Below are 18,298 nucleotides of genomic sequence, written 5' to 3'. Positions count from 1 at the left end.
TTATATTTTAAAAATTATTTCTCCACGCCTGGTGTTTGCTCAGCATGGAATGTCCAGTTTAGCTGCAGGGAATCACCTTGAAATTTATTTTGATCTTGGTTGTTATCTTCAAATGAGAAGAGGACGTGTAAGTAATCTGTTTCACCAGATTTAATACCATCTATTAAGTTATGACGTTCTAGAGACGTAGCGACATCTTCAGGTTTCATAGTTTTTAATTGTGATAGTTTTGTTTCCCACAAAATCTCATGATCATCGTTTGGATTAGATGGCTGTCCATCATTTACTAGAAACTTGACGATAATGTGATCACCTAAATCTTCACCGTCATTATTTTGCTTTGCATCTGTAACTTCATATGATGTTTCAAGTGCTACTTTTGCGATATCCAATGTACCTTTATTTTCAAGCTTGAAGTTCCTTTCAATAAAATCACCTGGTTTTAAATCTTTCACATTAACGATTACACTTGGATTAATAGAAAGATCTAGTGTTCCAGCTTGAAATGAGTTACTTGATGTTTCTGAATCACTGAAATAGGCGAATACACCGCCGAATGTAAGGGATAAGCCAAGTGAAGCGGTGATAACTCCCATTCCTACTTTTTGCTTTAATGACATAAGAAAGCCTCCTAGTTAAATTTGTATAGCAACCGTTCGCAACAAGGATAAATGAGTAAACATAGTAGTCCGCTATGAATTGTGGTTACGAAAGATCGATGTTCTTTATTGAGAACAAGTATATGCTTATAAATTTCGCATTTCAATAAAATTGTGACAAAAAATATTGAGAAACATTTTTTTATGACAGATTATTTTGTTTTGATTTTAAGTGAAAAATAGCATGAAAAATAGGATAAACATAATAAAATAAAGGTTGAGAAAAAATAATTGGTAAAAATATAGAAGAATAATAAAGCGTTTTCAATGAATATTCGTCAAAATTCGATATTTTACACGGAAATGTGAAGGAAAACTAACATTTTTAAGAAAAAAACGAATGTTTTTTATAAATTAACAAGGATATTGCAGTTTTTCGCAGAAATAGTTAAAGTATAAAAAATTCTGTCATCTAAGTGAGGTGAGCATATTGAGTGTAATAAATTGTGAAGAAGTGAAACGAGATGAGTTTCATACAGAAAAGTACTATGAAAGTTATAATATCTTTGGCGCACATGTTGTGACGGAAGATGAGATTCAAGGAGTACGATTTACAGTGTGGGCTCCTCATGCGAAAGCAATGAGTGTTGTTGGAGATTTTAATGAGTGGGATTATGAGCAACATAAAATGCTACAAGTGACAGAAGAAGGCATTTGGTCCTTGTTTATACCGCATATTGAAGAAGGAGAAATATATAAATATGCGATTGAAACGTTGGCTGGTGACGTCATTTTAAAGGCAGATCCGTATGCTGTATATGCAGAAGTAAGGCCGAATACGGCATCTGTAGTTTTTGATATAAAGGGATATGAATGGAATGATAAAAACTGGACTCGTAAGAAAAAGAAAAAATCGATTTATAAAGAAGCGATGACAGTTTATGAATTGCATTTTGGTTCTTGGAAAAAGAAAGAAGATGGAACACTGTATTCTTACAGGGAAATGGTAGAAGAACTCATTCCATATGTGGTGGAACATCAATTTACACATATTGAAATTATGCCGCTTGTTGAGCATCCATATGATCGTTCTTGGGGATACCAAGGAACGGGATATTATGCAGCGACGAGTAGATTTGGTACGCCGCATGATTTAATGTATTTTGTCGACGAATGTCATAAATATGGAATCGGTGTCATTTTAGATTGGGTGCCGGGGCATTTTTGTAAAGATGCTCACGGTTTATATTTGTTTGATGGCACACCGACCTATGAATATAAAGATAAAGATGTACAAGAAAATCCAGTATGGGGAACTGTCAATTTTGATTTAGGAAAGAGAGAGGTACGTAATTTCTTAATTTCAAATGCGTTATTTTGGATGAGATATTTCCATATTGATGGTTTCAGAGTTGATGCAGTTGCGAACATGTTGTACTGGAATAAAGAAGGACAAGAGCAAAGTAATGAGCATGCTGTTTCATTTTTAAGAGAGTTAAATGAAGCAGTGTTTGCAGAGGATGAAGATTTTCTTATGACGGCAGAAGATTCAACTGCTTGGCCACTTGTAACAACTCCAACGTATGAAGGTGGGCTTGGATTCAATTACAAATGGAACATGGGCTGGATGAATGACGTGCTGAAATATATGGAGTGTGCGCCTGAATATAGGAAACACATTCATGAGAAAATGACGTTTTCTTTGCTATATGCGTACTCTGAAAACTTCATATTACCGCTTTCTCATGATGAAGTCGTTCATGGGAAAAAGTCGTTATTAAATAAAATGCCAGGTGATTACTGGGATAAGTTTGCTCAGCTTCGTTTATTATATGGATATTTCTTTACTCACCCAGGAAAGAAATTACTTTTCATGGGAGGGGAATTCGGACAGTTTGATGAGTGGAAAGACCTTGAAGATTTAGATTGGAATTTACATGATTTTGAAATGCATCGTTATATGCATGATTACTTTAAAGAGCTCATAGCATTGTATAAGCGCTCAAAACCACTTTGGCAGCTTGATCATTCGCCTGAAGGTTTTCAGTGGATTGATGCTAATAATAACGAGCAAAGTATTTTCTCGTTTATCCGCCAAGGGGATAAACAAGAGGATGCGTTAGTTATCGTATGTAATTTTACGAAAGCTACATATGAAAACTATAAAGTAGGTGTACCAGATTTCGAGTATTATAACGAGATTTTAAACAGTGATGCACAGCAATATGGCGGTTCGGGGCAAGTGAATAAGAAACGTCTTAAGACGATTCTAGAACCGTACCATAATCAAGCAGCACATGTAGAGATTACAATTCCACCATTTGGCGTATCCATATTACGACCAGTGAAGACGAGAAAGGGGAGCAAAAAACAAGATGGCTCAAAAACAAAAGTGCGTAGCAATGTTACTAGCAGGGGGAAAAGGTAGTCGATTAAGTGCATTAACAAAAAATTTAGCCAAGCCAGCTGTTCCATTTGGTGGTAAATATCGCATTATTGATTTTACGCTAAGTAACTGCGCGAATTCTGGTATTGAAACGGTTGGGATTTTAACGCAATATCAACCACTAGAACTTCATAATTATATCGGAATCGGCAATGCATGGGATTTAGACCGAGTAAGCGGTGGAGTCACAGTATTACCTCCTTATGCGGAGTCTTCAGGTGTGAAGTGGTACACAGGTACGGCAAGTGCCATTTATCAAAACTTAAACTATTTAAGTCAATATGAACCAGAGTATGTTCTTATTTTATCAGGCGACCATATTTATAAAATGGATTACAGTAAGATGCTAGATTACCATATTGAGAAAGAATCGGACGTATCCATTTCTGTTATTGAAGTACCTTGGGATGAAGCGAGTCGCTTTGGCATTATGAATACAAATGAAGAAATGGAGATTGTTGAGTTTGAAGAGAAACCACAATTTCCAAGAAGTAATCTTGCATCAATGGGAATCTATATTTTTAATTGGTCAATTTTGAAAGAGTATTTAGAGATGGATGCAAGAAACCCTGAATCTAGTAACGATTTCGGAAAAGACGTACTTCCGCTTTTATTGGATGAAGGGAAGAAGTTAATGGCGTATCCGTTTGAAGGATATTGGAAAGATGTTGGAACGGTGAAGAGCTTATGGGAAGCGAATATGGATTTGCTTCGCGATGAAACATCACTGAATTTAAACGATCGTAATTGGCGTATTTACTCTGTCAATCCAAACGAACCGCCTCAATATATTGCTGAAAAGGCGAAAGTAGAAGAATCGCTTATTAACGAAGGATGCGTCATTGAAGGGGACGTGAAGCATTCTGTGTTATTCCAAGGAGTGACGGTGGAAGAAGGAAGTATGGTGATTGATTCTGTCGTTATGCCAGGGGCTAAGATTGGTAAAAATGTTGTGATTGAAAGAGCGATTGTTGGATCAGAAATGGTTATCGAAGATGGAACAATCATTCGTCCAGAAAAGAATGTTGACGATGTAGTATTAATTGCTGAAGGGAAATAGAAAAGGGGGATGAAATGAATGGGAGAAAAAATGTTAGGAATTATTAATGCAACGGGAAGTTTTCCTTCCTTAAAGAAAGTAACAGGGCATCGTTCACTAGCGGCGTTACCGTTTGGGGGCCGTTATCGACTCATTGATTTCATGCTTTCAAATATGGTGAATTCTAGTATTCATAGTGTGGCAGTTTTTACAAGCCATAAAAATCGTTCGTTAATGGACCATGTTGGTTCAGGAAAACAGTGGGATTTAGATAGAAAACGAGACGGACTATTTTTATTCCCGCCAAACTGCCAATGTGACCAAGATGAATTTGGGTCTTTTGCACACTTTAGAAGACATATTGATTATTTTCTAAGAAGCAGAGAAGAGTACGTTGTTATTACGAATAGCCATCTCGTAACAGCATTAAATTTTCAAGCGGTGTTAGAGCGACATATACATACGGCAGCTGATATTACAGAAGTTTGCCATGAAGGGGTTTCGCTTCAAACATACGTGTTAAAGAAACAATTATTGTTAGACTTATTTGAGTCATATAAAGGTGTGGAACAATACAGTTTATTTGATGTAGTGAGAGAAAAGCGCGGGAAATCATTACACATTGCTACATATGAACATACTGGATATGTAGCAATTATTGACTCGATTGAAAGTTACTATAAACATAGCTTAGAAATTTTGCAACCTGCTATTTGGAAGCAATTATTTAAGAAAGAAGCACCGATCTTTACGAAAGTAAAAGATGAGCCACCAACTCGTTATTTAAAGGGTGCAGTCGTGAAAAATACAATGATTGCAAATGGCAGTATTATTGAAGGGGAAGTCGAAAACAGTGTTGTTTCCCGTTCGGTTAAAATTGGAAAAGGTTCAATTATTCGTAACAGTATTATTATGCAAAAGAGCCAAATTGGAGATAACTGTATAATAGACGGTGTTATTATTGATAAAGACGTGAAAATTGGCGACGGGGTCGTATTAAAAGGAAGCGCCGATGAGCCGTATGTTGTAGAAAAAGGAAGCGTACAAAACAGTACGATTAATAGTTATTCCTAAAGAATCAGTGGGGGCTTTTTCCTCCACTGATTAAAGTTTTAATTTAAATGAAAACTCGAAGGGAGGAAGCTGCAAGAGGAGTAATAAAAACTTTTCGCGCAGTGGGACAACAAGTGAATATTTTATTTGCAGTATCAGAATGTGTACCGTTTGTGAAATCGGGAGGATTAGCTGATGTAGCGGGTGCGCTCCCAAAAGAGCTAAAAAAATTAGGAGTGGACGTTCGTATTATACTTCCGAATTATAGTCTCATTCCGCAAAAGTTAAGAGATGGATGTACGTTACATAAAGTAATTAACGTCCCTCTTGGGTGGAGAAATCAATATTGTGGAATTTTAAAAGGTGAGCAAGACGGAATTACGTATTACTTAATAGATAATGAATATTATTTTAAGAGAGATTCTCTGTATGGGCATTACGATGACGGAGAGCGTTTTTCTTATTTCTCAAAAGCAGTGTTAGAGTGTATTCCGCACCTTGATTTTGAAGTGGATGTTCTTCATAGCCATGATTGGCATACGGCTATGGTTAATTTCTTACTTCGTGAAAAGTATCAAGATAACCCGTTATATGAGCGTATTAAAACGGTATATACGATTCATAACTTGCAGTTCCAAGGTGTATTTCCTCCTGAAGTGATGTACGACTTGTTAGAGCTTGGTGATGAATATTTTCATAGTGAGCAGCTAGAGTTTTATGGAAACGTAAACTTTATGAAAGGCGGTATTATCGCTTCGGATCAAATTACAGCGGTGAGCCCGACGTATAAAGAAGAAATTCAATATGAATTTTTCGGTGAGAAGTTAGATGGATTACTGCGAAAATATAATGATAAGCTTAGCGGCATTGTAAATGGTATTGATACGAGCGTATATAATCCAGAAACGGATTCGTATATTAAGGCTCAGTATGATGCAGAGTCATTATATGAAAAGAGTGAAAATAAACGCGCCTTGCAGCGTTATTTTGGTTTGCCAGAAAAAGAGGATACACCAATTATTTCAATGGTAACGAGATTAACGAAACAAAAAGGTCTTGATTTAGTACGTACTGTATTCCGCGAAATAATGGAAGAAGATGTACAATGTATTATTTTAGGTTCAGGTGATTCGGAATATGAGCAATTCTTTGAGTGGATGGCATATGAGTATCCGGAGAAGGTAAAAGTTTATATCGGATTTAATGAAGAATTAGCTCACCAAGTGTATGCGGGAAGCGATTTGTTTTTAATGCCATCGCTGTTTGAACCGTGTGGACTTGGACAACTTATCGCATTAGCATACGGTACAATTCCAATTGTAAGAGAAACAGGTGGGTTAAACGACACGGTACATTCTTATGATGAAGAAACAGGCGAAGGAAATGGTTTCAGTTTCACGAATTTTAATGCACATGACATGCTGCATACGATTCATCGTGCAATTGAATTCTATCACGATAAACCAGTGTGGGAGCAGCTTGTAAAACAAGCGATGAATGAAGATTATGGCTGGGAGCAATCGGCTCTTGCTTATAAGGAATTGTATAAAAGTCTCATGGAATAACATGTAGGTGGTGAAAAAATGTTTACTCATGTTGAAAGTTTTAAATCAACTTTTCTAGAAAAGTTAGAGACGATGTATGGTAAAAGTTTTAAAGATTCTACAACTCGTGATCAATATAATACGCTCGGCCATATGGTACGTGAGTATATGAATAGTCAATGGATTGCAACGAACGAGAGTTATCGATCCGGAGAGCAAAAGCAAATGTATTACTTGTCTATTGAGTTTTTGCTTGGACGTTTGCTTGGAAGTAACATCTTGAATTTAGGTATTCGAGATATATGCGAACAGGGGTTATCTGAACTAGGAATTTCGTTACAAGAGTTAGAAGAAGTGGAAGCAGATGCAGGCCTTGGTAATGGTGGGCTTGGACGCTTAGCAGCCTGTTTTCTCGATTCACTCGCATCTTTAAACTTACCAGGACACGGCTGTGGAATTCGTTATAAACATGGTTTGTTTGATCAGAAAATTGTTGATGGTTATCAAGTTGAATTTCCAGAACAGTGGCTTCTTCATGAAAACGTATGGGAAGTAAGAAGGTATGATCAAGCTGTAGAAGTAAGTTATTTCGGCAGTGTTGAACCGCTAGAAATTGACGGGCGTTTAGAGTTTAGGCATACAAATGCAGAAGTCATTATGGCCGTGCCATATGATGTGCCGGTAGTTGGCTATGAGACGAGTACTGTAAATACACTTAGACTTTGGAATGCTGAACCAGTTCCTTTCCCGCAAAACTGCAAAGATATTTTGAAATATAAGCGTGAAACAGAGGCTGTATCGGAGTTTTTATATCCAGATGATACGCATGATGAGGGAAAAATACTTCGTTTAAAACAACAGTATTTCCTCGTATCAGCAAGTTTGCAAAATATCGTTCGAATGCATAGAGAAAGATATGGTGACCTTCGTCAACTACATGAAAAAATTGCGATCCACATTAACGATACACATCCGGTTTTAGCAATTCCGGAACTGATGCGTATTTTACTAGACGAAGAAAAGTTAGCATGGGAAGAAGCTTGGCACATAACGACGCAGACAATTTCTTATACGAATCATACGACGTTATCAGAAGCGCTCGAAAAGTGGCCAATTCACATTTTTAAACCGCTATTACCGAGAATTTATATGATTATTGAAGAGATTAATGAACGTTTCTGTCATGAACTGTGGGAACAGTATCCGTATGAGTGGGATCGTATTGAAGCAATGGCGATTATTGCACATGACCTTGTGAAAATGGCTCATTTAGCGATTGTCGGTAGCCATAGCGTAAACGGTGTAGCAAAAATTCATACGGAAATATTAAAGCAGCGGGAAATGCGATTGTTTTATGAATTTTATCCAGATAAGTTTAATAATAAGACGAATGGAATTGCTCATAGGCGCTGGCTTATGAAAGCAAATCCACAGTTAACAAATCTCATTTCAGAGGCGATTGGAACGGAGTGGAAGAAAGAACCGATTAAGCTTCAAGAGCTACAATTAGTTCAATATGATGCGAGTTTCCAAGAGAAATTTGCAGAGGTAAAACAAGAGCGTAAAGAGATTTTAGCGGAGCGTATTCATAATACAATGGGGATTACCATTGATCCAAATTCTATTTTTGATGTGCAAGTGAAAAGATTACATGCTTATAAACGACAATTATTAAATGTTCTTCATATTTTATATTTGTATAACCGTTTGAAAGAGGATGCTAGTTTTACATTTTATCCGCGTACTTTTATTTTTGGAGCGAAAGCATCACCTGGCTATTATTACGCGAAAAAAATTATTAAATTAATAAATGAACTCGCAAGAAAAGTAAATAATGACCCGTATGTCAGTCAATATATGAAAGTTATCTTTCTAGAAAACTATCGAGTTTCTTTAGCGGAAGATATATTCCCAGCGGCGGATGTAAGTGAACAAATTTCAACGGCGAGTAAAGAAGCATCGGGAACAGGTAATATGAAATTTATGATGAATGGTGCGATTACACTCGGAACGCTAGACGGTGCTAACGTTGAAATAAAAGACCGGGTCGGTGATGATAACTGTTTTATTTTCGGTTTAACGGCCGAAGAGGTTCTTCATTACTATCAAAATGGTGGCTATCGTGCAAGTGATTATTATCACCACAATAGACACATTAAAAAAGTAGTTGATCAATTAACAAATGGTTTCTTTGCACAATCGGGAGCTGAATTTGAAGCGATTTACGATTCTCTCGTGATTCAAAACGATGAATATTTCGTTCTGCGAGATTTTGGTCCATATGCTGAAAGACAAGAGGCTGTCGGTAGAGCTTATGAGAACCGAACGAAGTGGCTAGAAATGTCGATTTTAAATATTGCACAGTCTGGTCATTTTGCGAGCGATCGAACAATTTTGCAGTACAGTAATGAAATTTGGGGTATTGGTAATGCAGTTAAACAGTTTTAAAGAGGTTGCTATATTGGGAGATATATTATCGATTTACCAACCGAAATGGATATTAATAAATAAAACGGGCTTAATAAAATTAAGCTCGTTTTATTTATTTTGCTTAAGAAAGAAATGGAACAGTGGTATATATGATACCTGCCCCATCATACTCTCCTGTCGCAAAGTATGAAAATGTAAAGAAACCTGTAACCGTAAAAATTACAATAAGAAAAAGTGCGAAGATAAATTTTAACATGTAAGGTCCCCTCATCCAAAAATAACTTCATACATTATTATAGTATACGAATATTTTATTTCCAATTGTTTACTGGTTAAAAATGAGAAGTCAGACATGTTTTGTATGTTGTAATGGAATGATTATTTGTAATGGATTTTGTGTTTTTTGTAAATGTCATGTTGTGATGGACGTGTGCATACTCCCAATCATGATCATTAAAATTTATGTTTCGGGGAGGGAGAAGTGGGACGACATCGAACAAGTTGACGAAACGAAAGCTACTAGCTACTTGTAGTTTATAATAATTTCGAAAAGCGATATCTCCTACTTTTGGAGAAGCGAATGTATAAAGTCCATACTGTGCGAAGGCAGTATTTATACGTGCATCTAATATGTGTAATGTGGCAAGCGCGCCACCTAGACTATGCCCAGTAGCTAGCAGTTTTTTATGTGCTGGCAATGATACGAGCATATCCATAATAGAATCACGACAAGACTCATAAATAGAGAGAAAACCGTTATGGACATTTCCGCCATTTAAAGCATAAGGATAAGGTTTTTGATTGACGAGAGAATCAATAATCCAATCGGGGTCTGTTTGAGTGCCTCTGAAGGCAACAATAATTGTATCCTCAGATTCTAATATAAATCCGAACCATTCTGTTGTTTGAATGGCCTTTCCTTGAAACCCTTGTACATATTGAAAACCATCTGGTATCTCGAAAATGCCATTTTGTTTATATTGTTCATACGTTAACTCACAACAAGAAGCTAACAGTATGGCAGTGTCTTTATCAAAGGATAAAGGAGTACGCATTAAGGTAGCCCTCCTTAAGAAAAGGTATAGTTTAATATATGCGGTGAGGAACTTGATTCATTCTTTTGGAGGTGGGGAATAGCTTGTATCGCTTATCTAAATCGGTGGAGGAAATTATAAGGTCAAAATAAAACAGTGCCTGATAAGGGCACTGTTTACTCTTTTTCATCTCAAGGAATCGACTTTTTTAGTTATTCTTAATGAACTGACGCATGCGTTAGTTGCATAAGTAAGAGGTTTGAAAAAATAGCCTGTATATATTTGAACGATGAATAACTTACCTATTTTCTTGTGTTTGTTTACACTATATACAGAAAAATTTGAAAAACAAAACGTATTATTTATCTGTTTGTTTTTGCTTCTTTTTCAAATATTCCGTACGCAATTTTTCAAGTTGCTGCTTTTTATCAAATTTGGCAGGTTTCTGTTTTTCATGGAACTTTGCCACAGCTACCTGACTTTTGGAATCCAATTGATATTTTCCCACTTTGTTCACCTACTTTTCTTGTCTCTAAAGAGAATCTATTCAACAAATATAATATACCTTATTTTCCTGAAGTAAACCTTATTACTTTATTTTAACTGCTTTTTCTCGTTTGTAGACGTAAATTAAAACACCCTTTCACTACATTACTGCAAGCAAGGGTGTTTTAATTTTATTATTTTATTAGTTGATGGCCATGCCTACATAAGGGCACAGTTTACTCTTTCCCATCTAATAAACGACCAAGTCCACCTATACACTACCTTCGCCAGTACTTTGCGCTGCTGGGCTTGTAAGGCGTGCTGCTAAGCGGCTAAGTGTTAAGGACTGAATCCAAACTGTTCCAGGACCTTCTAATGTTGCGAAGAATAAACCCTCGCCGCCAAATAGAGCTGTTTTTACTTTACCAACGAACTCGACATCATAGTTAATGTCTTTTGTCATAGCAACGAGACAACCTGTATCAATGCGAAGTTTCTCACCAGGTTTTAATTCACGTTTATATACAGTTCCACCTGCGTGCATGAAAGCAAGGCCATCACCTTCAAGTTTCTGCATGATGAAACCTTCACCACCGAAGAAACCAGTTCCTATTTTTTTCGTAAATTCAATTCCGATGGAAACACCTTTTGCGGCACAAAGAAAGGCATCTTTTTGACAAACTACTTTTCCTTGATACTCTGTTAAATCTACAGGAATAATTTTACCAGGATAAGGAGCAGCAAATGAGACGTGGCGCTTGCCGTGACCTGTATTTGTAAATACAGTCATAAACATACTTTCGCCTGTAACGAGACGTTTACCAGCGCCCATTAATTTTCCGAATAAACCTCCAGATGGGCCAGAACCATCACCGAAGATTGTTTCCATTTCTATGTAATCTTCCATCATCATCATTGCGCCAGCTTCTGCGATCACGCTCTCTTCTGGATCTAACTCAATTTCAACAAACTGCATATCATCGCCATATAACTTATACTCGATTTCGTGTGCTCTCATTTTTTTCACCTCGTATGTAATAGATACTTATATTGTACAGAATTTAATAGGATTAGAATACTTTAGTTTTGTTAATTTTCAAATAAAGTGGAACCAGCCAAAACTGATTATCAGCTCCCGCCAATCAAGCTGTCCACAAATGGCGGGATAATATATGAATATGGAAATTCAACATTATATTAAAATTATAAAAAAATGGTGGAATGAAAGTGTTCTCATTTGACGTTTTGGATATAGCGTGATATAGTGAAATCACTATTGAGCTACATAATGTGGTACGGAAATAAAGCACGTTGAATTAAAGGCTGTAAGCTTGTTATACATTCATGTCCTTTATATCCACCTTTTCATGTGGATTCATAGTTTCATTTTTATTTAGGAGGTACATGACATGCAAACAGGTAAAGTTAAATGGTTCAACAGCGAAAAAGGTTTCGGTTTCATCGAAGTTGAAGGTGGAGACGATGTATTCGTTCACTTCTCAGCTATCCAAGGTGACGGATTCAAAACTTTAGAAGAAGGTCAAGAAGTTTCTTTCGAAATCGTTGAAGGTAACCGTGGACCACAAGCTGCTAACGTTACAAAAAACTAATTAGCTAGCGATAAAAAGCATTCCGATTTTCGGAATGCTTTTTTTTATTCTTTGGAACTAGATTCATTTGAAGATAATTCACCTTTGAAGGTACGTTCTTCAAAATCATCAAGCATTTGTTCATATTCTTCATGCTCTTCTGTAGCGAAAACTTGTGGGTTTTTCCCGTACATATCCGTACCGATAAAGTTTTCAAAATCCTCCACGTAGCCTACGTTTTCTTCACTATTTACATACATGCCATTATAGTTTTTTGAATCTTGTCTTTCTAAATCAGACGGCGTTTCAGATGTTCCGTAATTTGCGACATCTTGCCACGCATCTTCCGCATCGTACTCAACAGAATTGTCCTCATCATGCTTGTGGAAAGAAGGAGACAACACTTCTTCTTCAACTGGTCGTGTATTCATATTTAACTTATTTGTCGCGTGCTGGATGCATGTTGTAGCGGTTGGCATTGCTTCCAATCTTTCAAATGGAATCTCTTCGCCAGACACTTCGCAAATGCCGTACGTACCCGCTTCTATTTTTTGCAAGGCATGTTTCGTGTCCTCAAGCTGTTTATGCCAAAGTTCAATAAGCCCGAAGTCTTTTTCCCGTTCATATAGCTCTGTAGCCATATCACCTGGATGGTTGTCATAGCTAGACAGTTCTCCTACTGAGTCACGTTCAGAAGCACGATCTGTATTTTCATGAGTTTGTATCGTTTGCTCTAGTTCTTGTTTTTGTTTTTCTAAAATGGATTTAAATTGACCTACTTGTTGTGGAGTTAACATAGTCGTCCACCTTCCTACAATTCAGTTTCTTTACATAGTATGAGCGTTGAGAGTAGGAATTATGAGATGAATTTTAGATATGAAAAAGGAGCCGCATAAGCAGCTCCTTTTATAGAAAGTATCCAAGTAATAATCCGATTCCCATTAGGAAACCGAATATTGTATTTGTTTTTGCTGTTGCAATCATCGCAGGTACCATTTCCATTGGAATGCTTTTGCCGATAAAGCCTTTCGTCGCTTTAAATGCTTTCGGCGCACTTAAAAATACGATAAGCATCCATGGTGATACGATGCCCACGATAATTAAAGCAATTGTCCAAATGTAGGAAACGATGAACATCGAAGCAAGTACACCAACCGCTCGCTCGCGCCCAACGAGAATTGCTAACGTTTTACGACCGTTTTCTTTATCGCCATCCAAGTCGCGAATATTATTAGCTAGTAAAATGGCGCCAATTAAAATGGAGCTTGGAATAGATAGTAAAATGACTTCTGATGTTACAGTTCCAGTTTGAATAAAGAATGAAATCCCAATAATAATGACACCCATAAATAATCCGGCTGTCAACTCTCCAAATGGTGTATATGCAATTGGAAGTGGGCCACCTGTATAAAGGTAAGCAACGGCCATACAAACAAGACCGATTGCAGCAAGCCACCAGCTAGAATTCATACAAATATAAACACCTAATAGTATTGCGATGCCGAAAAATCCAAATGCTAAGTTAAGCACTGTTTTTGGCTGAATGCCATCGCGAACGATAGCGCCGCCGATACCAACTGAACCTTCGTGATCGAGTCCTCTTTTATAATCAAAGTATTCATTAAACATGTTTGTTGCTGCTTGAATGAGAAGACAAGCAAGAAGCATCATAAGGAAAAGAGGAAGATGTATTTGATTTATACCTCCGACCTGCATCGAATATGCTGTTCCGATGAAAACAGGTACGAAAGCGGCTGTTAATGTATGGGGACGTAGTAAACTCCACCAGATGCGCCAGCCTGTTTGCTTACTTGGCTTTGGCGCCGTAGGAGAGGAATTCGTTTTGACGTTCATTTCCATGTTGAATCCTCCTTTGGTCACATATTGTACACAACTAAGTGTAGAAAAAGCATCATTTAGTGTCAACGTTTATTTTCTAGGAAGAGAAGGTGAATTTCTCAGAAATGCTAAACGTTGACAGGCCTTTCGTTTGAGGTGTATCTTAAAATCAAGCGTAATTATGACTATTTTTCGCCCATAGGGGGGAGACAATTGTGATTCAAACGAAACAAAAAGGCTTGCAAGAAGTTCTTATTGCAGCTATCAAGCGTGCAACTAACGAAAAAACATTGGTTAGTTTTGTAAAACAAATAGACTGGGTGGATCCGCTTCTGTTCTATGCAGCAGGAAAAAGGATTTCATTCGAAAATAGATGTTATTTTGCAGACCCGGCTCAGCATGTAATATTTGCAGGAATTGGCTCTGTTTTCACTATAGCAAATTCTTCTCATAAGCGCTTTCAAACCGCTCGTGACGAGTGGGAGAAAGTAAAAGAGAATGCATTTGTCCAAAGAGATGAATATGAATTTGGAACGGGTCCGCTTTTATTTGGTGGTTTTTCATTTGATCCAGAAAAAGAGAAAACGGACCTATGGAAAGAATTTAAAGATACGACATTTTCACTACCAGCATTTTTATTAACTGTAAAAAATGAAAAAGCATGGTTAACGATGAATACATTTGTTGCAGCAACAGATTGTGCAGAAAATCTTTATAACGAAATGATTTCTTTAGAAGAGAAAATTTTGAGAGAGAGTAAATGTGCGCTAAACGGATCGAAATTGACTGTTATTTCTAAAGTAGAAGTGGATCCGAAAGGCTGGATGAAAGCAATTGAAAAAGTACAAGATGAGATGAAGCAGGGTAACGTGCAGAAGGTTGTATTGGCGAGGGAACTAAAAGTAGAGATGAATCATTCGATTGATTCTGCTCTTGTTTTAGAAGCACTTCGCATTGGTCAACCGGATTGTTACGTATTTTCTTTTGATTATAAAGGAGCATGCTTCTTAGGAGCGACGCCTGAGAGATTAATTCGCAAAGAAGATGAGAAATTTACATCGATGTGTCTTGCGGGTTCAATCGGTCATGGTCATTCTATAGAAGAAAGTAAGCGAAATAGTAATGCGCTTCTTCATGATGAAAAGAATTTAGCTGAACATGGGTATGTTGTTAACATGATCCGCTCGGTACTAAATGAACATTGCGAATACGTTAATATTCCGGAAAGCCCAGGTTTATTAACAACGAAAAACTTAATTCACTTATATACGCCTGTAGAAGCAAAAGGCGATGCGAGTCTTTTAACAATGGTAGAAGAATTACATCCAACACCAGCTCTTGGCGGGACACCTCGTTTGGAAGCGATGAAACTGATCCGTGATGTTGAATTGTTAGACAGAGGGTTGTATGGTGCACCGATTGGCTGGATAGATGATGAAGGAAATGGTGAATTTGCGGTTGCGCTGCGCTGCGGATTATTAAACGGCGAGAAAGCATCCTTATTTGCCGGTTGTGGTATTGTAATTGATTCAATCCCGCAGCTTGAATATGAAGAAACAAGTTTGAAGTTTAGACCGATGCTTGGTGCTTTGGAGGAATTAATGAAATGAACAATCATATAGAAGCATTATCATATTATTTAGGCGCGTTCGTGGATGAACTGACGCGTCTAGATGTATGTGATGTTGTCATTAGTCCAGGCTCACGGTCAACGCCGATTGCTTTACTAATGGAACAACACGAAGGAATGAACACATATTTACATGTGGATGAAAGATCAGCAGGATTTTTCGCGCTCGGTATTGCGAAAGCAAAAAAACGCCCAGTAGCATTATTATGTACGTCAGGAACAGCAGCAGCGAACTATTATCCAGCTGTATGTGAAGCTTTTCATTCAAGGGTCCCACTTATCGTCTTAACAGCGGATAGACCGCATGAATTAAGAGATGTGGGTGCACCACAAGCAATGAATCAATTTAATTTATACGGTACTTTTGTGAAACAATTTACAGAGATGGCACTGCCAGAAGCAAGTGAAGCGATGTATCATTACGCTCGTATGACGACGCAGCGTATAGTAGCAAATGCTTGTTTAGCACCGCAGGGTCCTGTTCATCTTAATTTTCCAGTTCGCGAGCCACTTATCCCTGATTTCTCACTAGAAAGCTTATGGGATAAAGGACGTAGTGAATATACAGGAGTAGTTCAGCAAGGAAACGCGGTGATGCCGAGTGAATATGTAGATTCTCTTGTAGGGCGCCTTTCACATATGGAAAAGGGGCTTATTATTTGTGGAGATGATAGTCATGCAGAAATCGCAATGTTTGCAACGCAACTAGCTGAAAAAACTGGCTATCCTATATTAGCAGACCCACTTTCTAATATTCGTAGCGGACACCACGATAAAACGATGGTAATTGACTGTTATGATACATTTTTACGAAATGAAAAGTTAAAAGAAACATGGAAACCGGACGTTTTAATTCGCTTTGGTGGTATGCCTGTTTCTAAATCATTAACGCAGTTCATAAAAAAACAAACAAAAGCAGTTCATATCGTTGTCGATGAATCAGGACAATGGAGAGATCCAGCTCTTGTTGCGACAGAAGTTGTGCAAGCAAGTGACATTGAATTCTGCAAGGCATTAATAGAAAAAATGCCAGTTATGAAAAAGAATGATTGGTCCCTAATGTGGCAACATATAAACGAAAAAACGAAGGAAACGCTTCGTGAAATGGAAACATATGAAACTGCATTTGAAGGAAAGGTTATTACAGATATTGTGCGCGTATTACCAGAAGACGCAACGTTATTTGCGAGCAATAGTATGCCAATTCGTGATACAGACTCATTCTTCTTCACATCGGATAAAAACATCCATGTGATGGCAAACCGTGGTGTAAATGGTATTGATGGAATCATTTCGACAGCTCTAGGAGCAAGCATTATTTGCGATCCACTTGTATTAGTAATTGGTGATTTATCATTTTATCACGATTTAAACGGGCTGTTAGCAGCGAAATTACATGAATTAAACATAACAATTGTCGTTGTAAATAATGATGGTGGGGGTATTTTCTCATTCTTACCACAGTATGAGAAAAAGGAACATTTTGAATCATTATTTGGAACACCAATTGGACTTGATTATGAGCATGTTGTCAAAATGTACGGCGGTTCATTTAGCCGTGTAAATGGTTGGGAGCAATTCCGAGAAGAAGTTCGAAAAGGAACGACGACAGAAGGTTTACACGTTGTGGAAATTTGTACGAACCGTGATGAAAACTTAACATTGCACCGTACGTTATGGGCAAAAACACAGGACGTAATTACTACATCTTTACAAGGTGAATCAAAATGAAAGTAACGCTGCAAGGTGTATCGTATGAATATGAAGTAGTCGGAAGCGGGGAACCACTTCTACTTCTTCATGGTTTTACGGGAAGCATGGAAACGTGGCGTTCTTTTATCTCTTCATGGAGTGAGCAGTTTCAAGTTATTGTAGTTGATCTTGTTGGGCACGGAAAGACGGAGAGTCCTGAAGATGTTGCGCATTATGATATCCGAAATGTGGCATTGCAAATGAAAGAACTACTAGATTACCTTCATATTGAAAAAGTACATATACTTGGCTACTCAATGGGAGGAAGACTGGCGATTACGATGGCATGTCTATATCCAGATTATGTACACTCTCTTTTATTAGAAAATTGTACAGCTGGGCTCGAAGACGAAGCGGATAGAAAAGAACGTCGTGAAAAAGATGATCGACTTGCCGATAAAATTGAGCGAGAAGGCATAGAAAGTTTTGTATCGATGTGGGAAGATATTCCGCTTTTTGCAACGCAAAAACGTTTAGCAAAAAACGTACAAGAAGCGGTGCGAAAAGAACGACTTGCTAACAATCCGAAAGGACTTGCAAATAGCTTGCGCGGCATGGGAACGGGGGCTCAGCCTTCATGGTGGGATGAGCTGAAAAACTTAAAAATACCTGTTCTTTTAATGAACGGAGAGTATGATGAAAAGTTCTTTCGTATATTAAAAAATATTGAAAAATGCATCTCTGACGCGAAATTTGTCAAAATTGATGGTGCTGGCCATGCAATTCATGTGGAACAACCGGAAAAGTTTGATACAATAGTAAAGGGATTTCTAAAAACTATGCAGTGATGCTTTTTTCAGTTAAGAATGAAGTTACACTTATAGAGGAGATCAGAAATATACAAGGAGGTAGTTGTA

At 37.5% G+C, this 18,298-nt stretch carries 15 protein-coding genes and 1 pseudogene; 9 read left to right on the top strand and 7 right to left on the bottom strand.

Features of this window, described 5'->3' with window-relative positions; all coding sequences use genetic code 11:
- Positions 1–14 precede the first annotated feature (14 nt).
- The gene (locus NST90_RS23110; RefSeq protein ID WP_000053930.1) at positions 15–620 is read right to left on the bottom strand and encodes a CalY family protein; all 606 of its coding nucleotides are present in this window, start codon (positions 618–620) and stop codon (positions 15–17) included.
- A 469-nt stretch (positions 621–1,089) separates the two neighbouring features.
- Here NST90_RS23110 and glgB point away from each other — a divergent pair, with 469 nt between their 5' ends.
- From glgB to glgP, 5 genes are all read left to right on the top strand, one after another.
- Positions 1,090–3,027 carry a 1,4-alpha-glucan branching protein GlgB gene (gene glgB / locus NST90_RS23105; protein WP_000111405.1) on the top strand — a complete coding sequence of 646 codons (1,938 nt, stop codon included), beginning with the start codon at positions 1,090–1,092 and terminating at the stop codon, positions 3,025–3,027.
- On the top strand, positions 2,975–4,105 hold the full coding sequence (gene glgC / locus NST90_RS23100; RefSeq protein ID WP_000057619.1) for a glucose-1-phosphate adenylyltransferase: 1,131 nt from the start codon (positions 2,975–2,977) through the stop codon (positions 4,103–4,105). The genes glgB and glgC overlap by 53 nt, the downstream gene beginning before the upstream one ends.
- An 18-nt stretch (positions 4,106–4,123) precedes the next feature.
- A complete protein-coding gene (gene glgD / locus NST90_RS23095) occupies positions 4,124–5,158 on the top strand; it encodes a glucose-1-phosphate adenylyltransferase subunit GlgD (protein ID WP_000504168.1) in 1,035 nt (344 codons plus the stop codon).
- 113 nt (positions 5,159–5,271) lie between these two features.
- The gene (gene glgA, locus NST90_RS23090; protein WP_283748107.1) at positions 5,272–6,702 is read left to right on the top strand and encodes a glycogen synthase GlgA; all 1,431 of its coding nucleotides are present in this window, start codon (positions 5,272–5,274) and stop codon (positions 6,700–6,702) included.
- 18 nt (positions 6,703–6,720) lie between these two features.
- Complete coding sequence (gene glgP, locus NST90_RS23085; RefSeq protein WP_046393055.1) at positions 6,721–9,129, top strand: glycogen phosphorylase; 2,409 nt, start codon at positions 6,721–6,723, stop codon at positions 9,127–9,129.
- A 103-nt stretch (positions 9,130–9,232) separates the two neighbouring features.
- On the opposite strand, the gene NST90_RS23080 is transcribed toward glgP, so the two are convergent.
- From NST90_RS23080 to NST90_RS23065, 4 genes and pseudogenes are all read right to left on the bottom strand, one after another.
- Entirely contained in the window at positions 9,233–9,367 is a 135-nt protein-coding gene (locus tag NST90_RS23080) for a hypothetical protein (protein WP_000911075.1), read from the bottom strand.
- A 76-nt stretch (positions 9,368–9,443) separates the two neighbouring features.
- The gene (locus tag NST90_RS23075) at positions 9,444–10,166 is read right to left on the bottom strand and encodes a lipase family protein (protein WP_001260111.1); all 723 of its coding nucleotides are present in this window, start codon (positions 10,164–10,166) and stop codon (positions 9,444–9,446) included.
- A 337-nt stretch (positions 10,167–10,503) separates the two neighbouring features.
- Entirely contained in the window at positions 10,504–10,653 is a 150-nt protein-coding gene (locus NST90_RS23070; RefSeq protein WP_000521639.1) for a hypothetical protein, read from the bottom strand.
- A 214-nt stretch (positions 10,654–10,867) separates the two neighbouring features.
- A pseudogene (locus tag NST90_RS23065) lies at positions 10,868–11,649 on the bottom strand (TIGR00266 family protein).
- Positions 11,650–12,040: 391 nt separating this feature from the next.
- Here NST90_RS23065 and cspD point away from each other — a divergent pair.
- A complete protein-coding gene (gene cspD / locus NST90_RS23060) occupies positions 12,041–12,241 on the top strand; it encodes a cold-shock protein CspD (protein WP_001193054.1) in 201 nt (66 codons plus the stop codon).
- 44 nt (positions 12,242–12,285) lie between these two features.
- Here cspD and NST90_RS23055 read toward each other — a convergent pair whose 3' ends face one another.
- Together NST90_RS23055 and NST90_RS23050 are read right to left on the bottom strand one after the other, a co-directional pair.
- The gene (locus NST90_RS23055; protein WP_000957396.1) at positions 12,286–13,017 is read right to left on the bottom strand and encodes a yteA family sporulation protein; all 732 of its coding nucleotides are present in this window, start codon (positions 13,015–13,017) and stop codon (positions 12,286–12,288) included.
- Between the two features lie 109 nt (positions 13,018–13,126).
- Complete coding sequence (locus tag NST90_RS23050; protein WP_000425770.1) at positions 13,127–14,080, bottom strand: 1,4-dihydroxy-2-naphthoate polyprenyltransferase; 954 nt, start codon at positions 14,078–14,080, stop codon at positions 13,127–13,129.
- A gap of 194 nt (positions 14,081–14,274) precedes the next feature.
- Between NST90_RS23050 and NST90_RS23045 the strand changes: the two genes are divergently transcribed.
- The 3 genes from NST90_RS23045 to menH are packed head-to-tail and all read left to right on the top strand — an operon-like array spanning position 14,275 to position 18,229.
- On the top strand, positions 14,275–15,669 hold the full coding sequence (locus tag NST90_RS23045) for an isochorismate synthase (RefSeq protein ID WP_283748106.1): 1,395 nt from the start codon (positions 14,275–14,277) through the stop codon (positions 15,667–15,669).
- Positions 15,666–17,420 (top strand): 2-succinyl-5-enolpyruvyl-6-hydroxy-3-cyclohexene-1-carboxylic-acid synthase, encoded by a 1,755-nt coding sequence (gene menD / locus NST90_RS23040; protein ID WP_001059192.1) that lies wholly within the window; start codon positions 15,666–15,668, stop codon positions 17,418–17,420. Before NST90_RS23045 ends, menD begins: the two co-directional genes overlap by 4 nt.
- Positions 17,417–18,229: a 2-succinyl-6-hydroxy-2,4-cyclohexadiene-1-carboxylate synthase gene (gene menH, locus NST90_RS23035; protein WP_000869213.1), complete on the top strand. Its 813-nt coding sequence runs from the start codon at positions 17,417–17,419 to the stop codon at positions 18,227–18,229. The genes menD and menH overlap by 4 nt, the downstream gene beginning before the upstream one ends.
- The last annotated feature ends 69 nt before the right edge of the window (positions 18,230–18,298 follow it).

The organism is Bacillus sp. FSL E2-8900 (genome assembly GCF_037966225.1).
GTDB lineage: Bacteria > Bacillota > Bacilli > Bacillales > Bacillaceae_G > Bacillus_A > Bacillus_A cereus.
This window is presented reverse-complemented; position numbering and strand designations above follow the sequence as displayed.